We start from the raw sequence: 10,725 nt of genomic DNA on the forward strand, positions 1-10,725 counted from the left end.
GTGGCCACGGGCCGTAACGGTAGCGTGGCCTCCCATGCCGCGTTCCTTCGACATGGCAGCCGAATACGACGGCACCGTCGAGCAGATCCGCAAGGCCTTCGGCGACGAGCGGTACTGGATCGAGCGGCTGGCTCAGTCCGGCGCCGACGAGACGACCCTGGACTCGATCACCTCGGACGCGAGCGGCGGCCTCGCCGTGATCACGACCCAGACGCTGCGAGCCGACCGGCTGCCCGGCGTCGTCACCCAATTCCACCGTGGGGACCTGAGTTTCGTGCGCGAGGAGACGTGGACCCCGGTGACCGACGGGTGCGCCAGCGCCGTGCTGCAGGGGTTGATCCCCGGCGCTCCCGCAACGCTGACTGCGACGGCGGCGTTGACGGCCGCCGGGACCGGATCGCGGCTCGAGTTCAAGGCCACCGTCGAGGTCCGCATCCCCCTCGTCGGCGGCAAGGTGGAGAACTTCATCGGTAGCCAGCTGGTGGACCTCCTGATCGCCGAACAGCACTTCACCACGGCGTGGATCAGGGAAAACGCCTGAAGCAGCACTAAACTGCCAGATTATGAGGCCGGTGTTGGACGTCCCCCCGCTTGCGGGGGAGAGCGAAGCGACTTAGGAGATGTTCCAGCCGCTTGGGCAGCTGACGCGGGGCACGACCGGTTACAACCGTTTGCGCCGCAGCGATCGCTGGCTCGTCCACGCACCACGGGTGCGGGGCGCACTGCTCTCGGCCGCCGAGCCGCTGGTGATCGACCTCGGGTACGGTGCGCTACCCGTGACGACGCTGGAGTTGGCGGCTCGACTGCGTACGGTCCGACCCGACGTGCGCGTGGTCGGGCTGGAGATCCACCCCGACCGCGTGCACGCCGCACGCGCCGCCACCGAGAAGATCAATCGGGCCGACGTCGAGTTCGGGCTCGGCGGCTTCGAACTGGCCGGGCTGCGACCAGTTCTGGTGCGCGCGTTCAACGTGTTGCGCCAGTACCACGTGGACGACGTCGCCGACGCGTGGACGCAGATGCGGACCCGGTTGGCGCCCGGCGGGTTGATCGTCGACGGCACCTGCGACGAGCTCGGCAGGCGCTGCTGCTGGGTGCTGCTCGACGACGCAGGCCCGGTGAGCCTGACGCTGGCGTGCGATCCGTTCGCCATCGAGAGGCCGTCGGATCTGGCCGAACGGCTGCCCAAGGTCCTGATCCACCACAACGTGGCGGGTCAACCGATCCATCGACTGCTGACGGCGGCCGATCGCGCGTGGGCCGCCGCCGCGGGGCACGGAGTGTTCGGGCCTCGGGTGCGCTGGCGGGCGATGCTGGTGTCGCTGGCCACCGATGGCTATCCCGTCGAGCCGCCGCGGCGGCGCCTGCGCGACGGCGTGCTGTCCGTGCCGTGGTCGGCCGTCGCTCCTCTGTAGTGTCGCCCCGCACTAGGCGGCCTCACTAAGCAGAGGCCATGCGGATTGCCCTTGCGCAGATCCAGAGCGGCACCGTGCCGTCGGCCAACCTCGACCTCGTCGAGGACCACACCCGGCGCGCGGTCGACGCGGGCGCGCGTCTGGTGCTCTTCCCCGAAGCCACGATGTGCCGGTTCGGGGTGCCGCTGAAACCCGTCGCCGAATCACTCGACGGGCCGTGGGCCTCGGGCGTTCGGACGATCGCCGAGCGGTCCGGCGTCGTGGTCGTGGCGGGGATGTTCTGCCCCAGCGACGACGGCCGCGTCACCAACACCCTGATCGCGACGGGTGCGGGCATCGACGAGCACTATCACAAGATTCATCTCTACGACGCCTTCGGATTCACCGAATCACGCACGGTCGCACCAGGTCTCGATCCCGTGGTGATCACCGTCGACGGCGTCGGCGTCGGAGTGACCACTTGCTACGACATTCGCTTCCCCGAGCTGTACGTCGAGCTCGCCCAGCGTGGCGCTCAGGTCATCACCGTGCACGCGTCGTGGGGGTCTGGCCCCGGCAAGCTCGAACAGTGGACCCTGCTCGCCCGGGCCCGCGCGCTCGACTCCACCAGCGTCGTCGTCGCGGTCGGTCAGGCGTACCCGGGCGACGAGATCGCCGCCTCCGGCCCGACGGGGGTCGGCGGCAGCCTGGCCTGCTCCCCCACCGGCGACGTGGTGGCCGCGGCGGGCGCCGATCCGCAGCTCCTGGTCGTCGACGTCGACCTGAATACCGTCGACAAAGCGCGCGACGCCATCGCCGTGCTGCGCAACCGAGCCGAGTTCGAGCGGTCCGGTAGGGCACAATCGCAGGCGTGACCGATCCCTCCGATCCCTGGGCCCGTCCTGCCCAACAGCCGCCGCAGCCGAATCGGCCCCAGTCAGGGAGCCCGGCAGAGCCGCAGTACGCCGGGCCGCCACCTCAGGGACCACCGGATCAGGGACCGCCGCAGGGACCGCCACCTCATGGATATCCGCCTCAGGGCCCGCCTCCGAGCCCTCCTCCGACCCGACCGTCCGAGGAGGCGACCCCGTCGCGGGGCGGCGGATTCAAGCGCCTCATCCGCGACCCGCTGTCGATCGTGCTTGTCGTCGTCATCGTCCTCGCGCTCGGTGCCGCAGGCCTGATCGGCGGCGAGATCTACGCCCGCCACCGCGCCGACTCGGTCGTCGCCACGGCCACGAAGTGCGTCATCCAGGACGACGCCACGGTGTCGTTCGGCACCCTTCCCCCGTTTCTGTGGCAGCACGTGACCGGCCACTACGGCAACATCTCGATCACCACCGCGGGCAACCAGATCCGCAACATCAAGGGCATGAAGGCCCAGATCTCCGTCGACGACGTCCGCCTTGGCGACAACGGCAACTCGAAGGGCACGATCGGCGCCCTCGACGCGACCATCACGTGGACGGCCGACGGCATCAAGCAGACCATCCAGGACTCCGTGCCCATCGTCGGCAGCTTCGTCACCGGGGTCACCACCAATGCTGCCAACGGCACCGTCGAGCTGCAGGGCGCGCTGGGCAGCATCATCGCCAAGCCCGAGGTCGTGGACAACGGCGTCTCGCTACAGGTGCAGCAGCTGACGGGGTTGGGGTTCACCCTGCCGCGTGAGACCGTGCAGCCGGCGCTCGATGCCTTCAGCGGGCAGTTGACCAAGAACTACCCGCTCGGCGTACACGCAGACAGCATCCAGGTCACCGACACCGGTGTGGTCAGCAAGTTCTCGACGCGCAACGCCTCGATTCCCGCCGGCGGCGAGGACCCCTGCTTCGCGGGCCTCTAGGACTCGGCGGCCCCAAGCCCGTCGAGTACCGCGCGCGTTCCGGACCGGCCCAGTCGAGTGGCTCCGGCGTCGAGCATCGCGGGCACCATCGACGGCGAGACGCACACCGCGGACGCACCGAGGTCGGTGGCCTCCTCGACGAGGAATCGGACGTCGACCTCTCCTGCCTCGTGTTTGAGCAGCGTGTGGACGACCATGCCGGCGACGCGTTCCCGGGTCCAATGTCGTTGCATCAGAACGGCTCTTCGGTGCCGCCGGGATTGCAGCGCGTGTCCACCATCGTGCCCTCGTCGACCACGGGCCGCCAGGGCTCGAGATTCCAGCTGGTCTTACCCGGCTGCGCGACCTCGGCGAACGTCCAGTGACACATGAACTGCTCGCGCATGCCCGGCATGTCGGCATCTGGCGCGGATGCCAGCACCTCGCGCCACGCCTCGTCGCCCTGGACCTCGTTGTTCAGCTGCCCCGCGACCTCCCGACCCGCCGGGGTCGGATACACGCGCAGGCTGGACAGGTCACCCCAGTGCGCCCACTCGGCGTGGTCGACGAAGGGAGGGCCGGCGGTGTCGGCGACGGCAGTCGCGATCATCGGGCCCACGGAGGCGGATGCGCCCGCCAGGAAGAGGGCCGCCGTCACGGCGGCGAGGATGGGACGCATCGGGTTATCGCGACTTTCCCTGGACTTCGAGGATCTTCGGCCTGACGTCGACGAGATAGATGCCGACCGCGCACGCCGCGATCGCGGAGCCGACCGGCGGCGGAAGGAAGACTCCCACCAGACCGGTGCCGCCGAGGATCGCCAGCCAGATCGGCTTGGAGAGCTTCTCGGCAGCGGTGTAGGCGTCGGTGCGCTGGATCGCCGCATGGACGAACGCATAAAGACCCAAGAGCAGGACGCCCACCTGAATGGCGAAGAGGACGTAACTCGCCAGGTCCTGAAGCATCACACTCCAAGCCTAGGCGGGTTACGTCCCCTCAGTCGACTTCGCCTTTCGAGCCAGGCGACTTCGTTACTTCTGTGTCACCTTCTTGGCGGCAGGCGCCTTGGCCGGAGCCTTCTTGGCGGGTGCCTTCTTGGCAGGTGCCTTGGCCGCAGCCTTCTTCACCGGCGCGGCGGCCTTCTCTGCCTTCTTCGGCAGCTCGACGCCGACCAGCTTGGCGGCACGCTCGCCGACGGCGCGGGTCTGGCTGGCAACGGTCCCCAGCGCGTCCTGTGTCAGCTCGACGGCCTGGTCGGTCACGCTTTCGACGCGGTTGGCGGCCCCTTCGACAGCCGGCTGCTGACGGATGCGCTCCAGAGCTGCCTCGCCGCGCTCGACGAGCTTGTTGTACGTCGTGGTGGCTGCCTCCGCGTAACCTTCAGCGGCCCTACGCAGCTCGTCGGTGCTCAGCTTCTCGCGCAGGTCGGCGACCTGCGAAGGGAACTCTTCCTGCAGCTTGGTGACTCGGGCACGCCGCACTTCGACGCGGGTGGTCGCCCCGGTGCGGGCCTCCTCGGCACGCTCGCGGAGGCTGGCGACGATCTCGTTGACGGTGGCGAGCGCCAGATCGGCGGCGCCAACGGCAGCGAGCAGCGGAGCCTTGAGGTCTTCAACGGTGGGCTGGGTCTTGTCGGCCATGTTCTTCGATTCCTTTCGAAACGTTGTCTTCGGTTGGCTAATCAACAGTTGATCGGGTGTCAGTCAGTGGCTGGCTCCTCATCCAAGGCCTCGTTCTGTTGCACGAACGAGGTGTAGATGTCGAGCAGCACCTGCTTCTGCCGCTCGGTGATTTCGGTGTCCGTAACGATCGCGTCGCGGACCTCGCTCGGCTCGCTGGGCTCGAGAAGTCCTGCCCTCACGTAGAGCACGTCAGCGGAAACCCTCAGCGCCTTGGCAATCTGGTTGAGAACCTCCGCGGACGGCTTCCGCAATCCCCGCTCGATCTGGCTGAGGTAGGGATTGCTGACGCCGGCCTTCTCGGCCAACTGCCGCACCGAAACCTGCGCAGCTTCGCGCTGGCTACGGATGAAGCCTCCGATGTCCTGTGCAGCGGTGGACACGACTGCGGCGAGATCTCCGTCTTGCGGCACGTGTAACCCCCTCTGCGTTGGGTATCCGAAATGCTTCGAACCCAACCGTAAGACGGAGTGCTAACTATTGCAAGCGCTTGTTAGCAGTTTTTCGCGGCCGCTCAGAACAGGACCTGCGCCACCGAGTAGATGACCAATCCCGCGAGCGAACCGACCACAGTGCCGTTGATCCGGATGAACTGCAGGTCACGGCCTACGTGCAACTCGATGCGACGACTGGCTTCGTCCGCATCCCACCGCTCGATGGTCTCGGTGATGATCGCTGTGATCTCCGTCCCATACTGCGCAGCGAGGTGCTGAGCGGCGCGCACGATCCACTTGTCGACCTTGTCGCGGAGGTGTGCATCGTCGCGCAGCGACTCGCCGATGTGCACCACCGAGTCGGCGATCCGGGTGCGCAGCGTCGAGGTCGGATCATCGACCGACTCCAGGAAGATGCGCTTGGCGGTGGTCCACGCCGTCTCCGCGGCCTTGGCTACCTCGTCGCGCGCCATGATCTGGTCCTTGACCTTCTCGGCGCGGGCGATCGTCGCCTCGTCGTTCTGTAGGTCGTCGGCGAACTCGAACAGGAACTTCGTCGCCGACCGCCGCAACTCGTGGTCGGGGTTGCGCCGCACCTTGTCGGTGAAGTCCATCAGCTCCCGGTGGATGCGGTCCCCGACGAAGCTGTCGACCCAGCGTGGCGTCCACGTCGGCGAGTCCCGCTCGATCACGCGCTCGATGATCTCGTCGGCGCTGAGCGACCACTCGAAGGCGCGATCGGCCAGCAGCTGCAGCAGCGCCTCCTGACGGTGCTCCTCCAGCAGGCTCGACAGCACCCGTCCCACCGGCGGTCCCCACTGTGGCTGGGCGATGCGTTTGACGATCATGCGGTCCAAGACCTGCTGAACGTCATCGTCGCGCAGCATCTCCACCAGCACCCGCAGCCCGGTCGACGCCTCCGCGGCGACCCTCGCGGCGTGCACCTCATCGGAGAGCCACTTGCCCAACCGGTCGGCGACGTGCGCCTCCCGCAGCTTGGTCGCCACCACCTCGGGCGACAGGAAGTTCTCCCGCACGAAGGAGCCGAGGCCCTCGCCGAGCTGGTCCTTCTTGCGCTTGATGATCGCGGTGTGCGGGATGGGAATGCCCAGCGGATGCTTGAACAGCGCCGTCACGGCGAACCAGTCGGCGAGCGCGCCCACCATGCCAGCCTCCGCGGCCGCGCGGACGTAGCCCACCCAGCTGGCGGCACCGTGCGACTGGGCCCATGTGGACACCAGGAACACGACCGTCGCGCCTATGAGAAAGCCCACCGCGACGACCTTCATCCGACGCAGTCCGCGACGACGCTCGGCATCCGCTTCGGAATCCACACCCGCGATCGATTCCGCAAAGCTCGGCCGCTGTTCGGACGTCGGTGCGTGTACCACGCATCCATCATCCGTCATGGCGCCGGCGGCTGGTCGATCCCACCGAGGCAAAGGAGGATTTCGGCCGTATCATGGCGGGGACGAGGGAATGGGAATGACGGCGGAAGTGGCACAGCAGACCCCAAGCGGGCCCGTGAAGACCGACGGCCGCAAACGACGCTGGCACCAGCACAAGGTCGACCGACGCAATGAGTTGGTCGACGGAACGCTGGACGCCATCCGTCAGCGTGGCAGCAATGTCAGCATGGATGAGATCGCGGCCGAGATCGGCGTATCCAAGACCGTGCTCTACCGCTATTTCGCCGACAAGAACGACCTGACCACCGCCGTGATGATGCGCTTCGCGCAGACCACCCTGATCCCCAACATGGCCGCGGCGCTGACGGCGAATCTCGACGGCTACGACCTGACCCGCGAGATCATCCGCGTGTACGTCGACACGGTCGCCGCCGAACCGGAGATCTACCCGTTCGTGATGGCCAACAGCTCCGCGAGCAAGAGTAAGGCGGTCGCCGACTCCGAGCAGATCATCGCGCGGATGCTCGGCGTCATGCTGCGTCGCCGGATGGGACAGGAGGGCATGGACACCCACGGTGCCCAGCCATGGGCATTCATGATCGTCGGCGGCGTGCAGCTGGCCACTCACTCCTGGATGTCGCACCCCAGGATGACCGCCGACCAACTCATCGACTACCTGACGATGCTGTCGTGGAACGCGCTCGGCGGCATCGTCGAGGCGAACGGCTCGCTGGAGAAGTTCAACTCGATGCCGCATCCGTCCCCGAAGGTGCCGTCGCAACTGCTTGACTGACCGGATGACCGACACCGAAGGCGATCGCGGAGTGAGGATCGCAGCGAGGCACGAGCGAGGACCGGAGCGAGCGGGAGCCGACACGTGAGCACCGACACCCCGTCGCTCTGGACGCACGAGCCGCATGTCCACCTCGAGTTCACGGCGGGCGACAAGGTCTCCGACATCAAGACGCATGCCACCCCCGGCTTCAAGGGATCGAAGTCGGATGCCCCCGAGCTCCAGGAGGAGCGCAACCAGCGATTCGCCGAACTCCAGGAGATGCTGTACGCGAACAGCCGGTCGGGTGACACCCGCAAGGTCCTGCTGGTACTGCAGGGCATGGACACCGCAGGCAAGGGCGGTATCGTCAAACACGTTGTCGGAGCGGGCAATCCGCAAGGGATCGAGTACGCGAGCTTCGGCAAGCCGACGGCCGACGAGCTGGCCCACCACTATCTGTGGCGGATCCGCAATGCCCTGCCGCGCTCCGGGCACATCGGCGTGTTCGACCGGTCGCACTATGAGGACGTGCTCGTCGTGCGGGTGCACGACCTGGTCCCACCCGACGTGTGGGGCGCACGCTACGACGAGATCAACGCGTTCGAGAAGGAACTGGCCGACGACGGCACGACGATCGTCAAGGTCGCCATGTTCGTCTCCCTCGACGAGCAGAAGAAGCGGCTCGCCAAACGCCTCGACCGGCCCGACAAGTACTGGAAGTTCAATCCCGCCGACATCGACGAGCGCGAGCTGTGGCCCAAGTACCAGGAGGCCTACCAGGCGGTGCTGGACCGCACGTCCACGGAGTACGCACCGTGGCACGTCATCCCCTGCGATCGCAAGTGGTATTCCCGCCTGGCGATCACCGAATTGGTGATCGAGGCGCTGGAGGGGCTGGACTTGTCCTGGCCGCCAGCCGATTTCGACGTCGAAGAGCAGAAGAGACGGCTGGCTTCCGGCTAAGCCGGCGAAACTTCGGTTTCTGATGAAAATCCGGCGAAATCCGTCATGAACCGTAGTCTCGGGGAACCGAGTAACAGGCTGGTGCGCCTAACCGAGTGTGCAAAGACTGATCGTCGGTTCTGAAGCCCTCGCCGCTGGAACGCTGACGCGGCAGATGCTGCGAAAGCGGTACGTGAAGGTGCACCACAACGTCTATTCGCCGGTCGGCGTGGAACTGACAGCACTCGATCGCGCGCAGGCCGCGTGGCTGTGGTCCCGCCGCGACGCGGTACTGGTCGGCAATTCAGCCGCGGCCATGCTTGGTAGCAAGTGGATACCCGCGGACGAACCGGCGGAGCTAGCGCGCTCGCGACATCCGGCTCCGAAGGGCATCATCGTGCACAGCGGTGCGATCGCTGACGACGAGGTGCACGAGCATCGCGGGATTCCTTGCAGCACAGCGGCTCGGACGGCTTACGACGTCGGACGACGAATACCAAGGGACAAGGGCATCATTCGCGTCGATGCACTCTTGAACGCGACGCAGTGCTGCATCGCCGAGGTCGAAGCGCTCGCCGCCCGCTACCCGGGCGCACGAGGTCTCCGGCAGTTGCGGAGCACGCTCGACCTGGCCGACGGGGCGCCGAATCGCCACAGGAGACGCTGCTGCGGCTGCTGCTCGTGCGGTCCGGTCTACCGCGGCCGATCACGCAGATACCCGTGGCCAACGACCTCGGCCGGGTTGTACGACGCGTCGACATGGGCTGGCCGCAATGGAAGGTGGGCGTCGAATACGACGGCGAGCAACACTTCACCAACGCCGTCGACTACGAGAACGACATCGTCCCAGCAGTCGGCAATTGCGATACGAACGCCCCTCGATCGTGCCACGGGCCACGAAGGCGTTGACCGACGCTCGGCGCTAGTAGGTGTAGAAGCCCTTGCCCGACTTCTTGCCCAGCTGGCCAGCCTCGACCATCCGCTGCAGCAGCGGCGGTGGGCCGAACAGCGGCTCCTTGAACTCCTCGAACATCTTGTCCGCGATGAGCTTCAGCGTGTCAAGCCCGATCAGATCGGACAGCTTCAGAGGCCCCATCGGATGCGACAAGCCGGCGACGACCGCCTTGTCGATGTCCTCGACAGTGGCCACGCCGGACTCGGCCATCCGCACTGCCGAGAGCAGGTAGGGCACCAGCAGCGCATTGACGACGAAGCCGGACCGGTCGGCGCAGCGCACGACCTGCTTGCCGAGCACCGTGCTCGCGAAGTGCTCGGTTCGCGCGGCGGCCTCGTCGGTGGTGACGAGGGTGCTGACCAGTTCGACGAGCGGTAACACGGGGACCGGGTTGAAGAAGTGCAGCCCCAGCACCCGGCCCGGATTCTTGGTCGCCGCCGCGATCTTCATGATCGGGATGCTCGAGGTGTTGGACGCCAGCACCGCGTCGGGATCGGTGATGACCTCGTCGAGCTCCGCGAAGACCTTGGCCTTGACGGCGTCGTCCTCGATGATCGCCTCGATCACCAGCTGACGGTCCGACAGATCGGCCAGATTGGTGGTGAACTTCAGCTTGGCCAGTGCGGCGTCGCGCTCGCGCTCGGTTACCTTGCCCGCGCTGACGCCGCGCTCGAGCGACTTGGTGATGCGCGCCTTGCCCGCAGTGGTGAGCGCCTCGGTCGGCTCGTAGACCAGGACGTCGACACCCGCGCGGGCAGATACCTCTGCGATCCCCGCGCCCATCTGCCCGGCGCCGACGACGCCAACTCGGTCAATCTCTTTCACGCTCAACGTTGTACTCCGTTTCGATAAGCGTCAGGCCCCGCCCAACGATCGTGGGCGGGGCCTGCGCTGTCAACTATGAGCCAAGCGGCTCACCCGCTCAGTGGAACTGACCCTCTTCGGTCGAACCGGCGAGCGCGGTGGTGGAGCTGGTCGGATCGACGATGGTGGCGATCCGGTCGAAGTAGCCCGCGCCGACCTCGCGCTGGTGCTTCGTCGCGGTGTAGCCCCGCTCCTCGGCCGCGAACTCGCGCTCCTGCAGCTCGACGTAGGCGCTCATCTGGTTGCGGGCGTAGCCGTAGGCCAGATCGAACATCGAGTAGTTCAGCGCGTGGAAGCCGGCGAGGGTGATGAACTGGAACTTGAAGCCCATCGCGCCGAGCTCCTTCTGGAACTTCCCGATGGTCGCGTCGTCCAGGTGCTGCTTCCAGTTGAACGACGGCGAGCAGTTGTAGGCCAGCATCTGGTCCGGGAACTCGCTCTTGACGCCCTC

At 66.8% G+C, this 10,725-nt stretch carries 13 protein-coding genes and 2 pseudogenes; 7 read left to right on the top strand and 8 right to left on the bottom strand.

Annotated features, from left to right (window positions below):
- The first annotated feature begins 34 nt into the window (after window positions 1-34).
- The 4 genes from QOI01_RS36215 (at window position 35) to QOI01_RS36230 (ending at window position 3,237) form a co-directional block, all read left to right on the top strand.
- Complete coding sequence (locus QOI01_RS36215) at window positions 35-541, top strand: DUF2505 family protein (protein ID WP_526389082.1); 507 nt, start codon at window positions 35-37, stop codon at window positions 539-541.
- A 79-nt stretch (window positions 542-620) separates the two neighbouring features.
- Entirely contained in the window at window positions 621-1,415 is a 795-nt protein-coding gene (locus tag QOI01_RS36220) for a class I SAM-dependent methyltransferase (RefSeq protein WP_526389084.1), read from the top strand.
- 38 nt (window positions 1,416-1,453) lie between these two features.
- The gene (locus tag QOI01_RS36225; RefSeq protein ID WP_526389086.1) at window positions 1,454-2,269 is read left to right on the top strand and encodes a carbon-nitrogen hydrolase family protein; all 816 of its coding nucleotides are present in this window, start codon (window positions 1,454-1,456) and stop codon (window positions 2,267-2,269) included.
- Entirely contained in the window at window positions 2,266-3,237 is a 972-nt protein-coding gene (locus QOI01_RS36230; protein WP_526389088.1) for an LmeA family phospholipid-binding protein, read from the top strand. Before QOI01_RS36225 ends, QOI01_RS36230 begins: the two co-directional genes overlap by 4 nt.
- Here the strand turns inward: QOI01_RS36230 and QOI01_RS36235 are convergent.
- From QOI01_RS36235 to QOI01_RS36260, 6 genes and pseudogenes are all read right to left on the bottom strand, one after another.
- A pseudogene (locus QOI01_RS36235) lies at window positions 3,234-3,320 on the bottom strand (hypothetical protein); the annotation flags it as partial. The gene QOI01_RS36230 and the pseudogene QOI01_RS36235 overlap by 4 nt on opposite strands.
- 149 nt (window positions 3,321-3,469) lie before the next feature.
- Window positions 3,470-3,895 (bottom strand): DUF2599 domain-containing protein, encoded by a 426-nt coding sequence (locus tag QOI01_RS36240; protein ID WP_526389090.1) that lies wholly within the window; start codon window positions 3,893-3,895, stop codon window positions 3,470-3,472.
- A 4-nt stretch (window positions 3,896-3,899) separates the two neighbouring features.
- Window positions 3,900-4,181 carry a DUF2516 family protein gene (locus QOI01_RS36245; protein ID WP_526389105.1) on the bottom strand — a complete coding sequence of 94 codons (282 nt, stop codon included), beginning with the start codon at window positions 4,179-4,181 and terminating at the stop codon, window positions 3,900-3,902.
- A 66-nt stretch (window positions 4,182-4,247) separates the two neighbouring features.
- A complete protein-coding gene (locus tag QOI01_RS36250) occupies window positions 4,248-4,856 on the bottom strand; it encodes a heparin-binding hemagglutinin (RefSeq protein ID WP_526389092.1) in 609 nt (202 codons plus the stop codon).
- A gap of 59 nt (window positions 4,857-4,915) precedes the next feature.
- Window positions 4,916-5,308 carry a helix-turn-helix domain-containing protein gene (locus tag QOI01_RS36255; RefSeq protein ID WP_526389094.1) on the bottom strand — a complete coding sequence of 131 codons (393 nt, stop codon included), beginning with the start codon at window positions 5,306-5,308 and terminating at the stop codon, window positions 4,916-4,918.
- Between the two features lie 101 nt (window positions 5,309-5,409).
- A complete protein-coding gene (locus QOI01_RS36260) occupies window positions 5,410-6,738 on the bottom strand; it encodes a DUF445 domain-containing protein (protein ID WP_526389096.1) in 1,329 nt (442 codons plus the stop codon).
- Between the two features lie 76 nt (window positions 6,739-6,814).
- Between QOI01_RS36260 and QOI01_RS36265 the strand changes: the two genes are divergently transcribed.
- The 3 genes from QOI01_RS36265 to QOI01_RS36275 all read left to right on the top strand — a co-directional run bounded on the left by QOI01_RS36265 (window position 6,815) and on the right by QOI01_RS36275 (window position 9,364).
- A complete protein-coding gene (locus QOI01_RS36265) occupies window positions 6,815-7,531 on the top strand; it encodes a TetR/AcrR family transcriptional regulator (RefSeq protein ID WP_526389098.1) in 717 nt (238 codons plus the stop codon).
- An 84-nt stretch (window positions 7,532-7,615) separates the two neighbouring features.
- Complete coding sequence (locus QOI01_RS36270; protein WP_526389099.1) at window positions 7,616-8,476, top strand: polyphosphate kinase 2 family protein; 861 nt, start codon at window positions 7,616-7,618, stop codon at window positions 8,474-8,476.
- A 699-nt stretch (window positions 8,477-9,175) separates the two neighbouring features.
- Complete coding sequence (locus tag QOI01_RS36275) at window positions 9,176-9,364, top strand: hypothetical protein (RefSeq protein WP_526389101.1); 189 nt, start codon at window positions 9,176-9,178, stop codon at window positions 9,362-9,364.
- Window positions 9,365-9,377: 13 nt separating this feature from the next.
- On the opposite strand, the gene QOI01_RS36280 is transcribed toward QOI01_RS36275, so the two are convergent.
- Both QOI01_RS36280 and QOI01_RS36285 read right to left on the bottom strand, forming a co-directional pair.
- Window positions 9,378-10,235 carry a 3-hydroxyacyl-CoA dehydrogenase family protein gene (locus tag QOI01_RS36280; RefSeq protein WP_526389103.1) on the bottom strand — a complete coding sequence of 286 codons (858 nt, stop codon included), beginning with the start codon at window positions 10,233-10,235 and terminating at the stop codon, window positions 9,378-9,380.
- A gap of 97 nt (window positions 10,236-10,332) precedes the next feature.
- Window positions 10,333-10,725, bottom strand: a pseudogene (locus tag QOI01_RS36285) (isocitrate lyase); the annotation flags it as partial.

It is taken from the genome of Mycobacterium sp. (assembly GCF_032162605.1).
Taxonomy (GTDB): Bacteria; Actinomycetota; Actinomycetes; order Mycobacteriales; family Mycobacteriaceae; genus Mycobacterium.

Excerpts from the sequence above, each read along its gene's own strand:
- QOI01_RS36215 (WP_526389082.1), top strand. The coding sequence starts at position 35 with ATGCCGCGTTCCTTCGACATGGCAGCCGAATACGACGGCACCGTCGAG.
- QOI01_RS36220 (WP_526389084.1), top strand. The coding sequence starts at position 621 with ATGTTCCAGCCGCTTGGGCAGCTGACGCGGGGCACGACCGGTTACAAC.
- QOI01_RS36225 (WP_526389086.1), top strand. The coding sequence starts at position 1,454 with ATGCGGATTGCCCTTGCGCAGATCCAGAGCGGCACCGTGCCGTCGGCC.
- QOI01_RS36240 (WP_526389090.1), bottom strand. The coding sequence starts at position 3,895 with ATGCGTCCCATCCTCGCCGCCGTGACGGCGGCCCTCTTCCTGGCGGGC.
- QOI01_RS36245 (WP_526389105.1), bottom strand. The coding sequence starts at position 4,181 with ATGCTTCAGGACCTGGCGAGTTACGTCCTCTTCGCCATTCAGGTGGGC.
- QOI01_RS36250 (WP_526389092.1), bottom strand. The coding sequence starts at position 4,856 with ATGGCCGACAAGACCCAGCCCACCGTTGAAGACCTCAAGGCTCCGCTG.
- QOI01_RS36260 (WP_526389096.1), bottom strand. The coding sequence starts at position 6,738 with ATGACGGATGATGGATGCGTGGTACACGCACCGACGTCCGAACAGCGG.
- QOI01_RS36265 (WP_526389098.1), top strand. The coding sequence starts at position 6,815 with ATGACGGCGGAAGTGGCACAGCAGACCCCAAGCGGGCCCGTGAAGACC.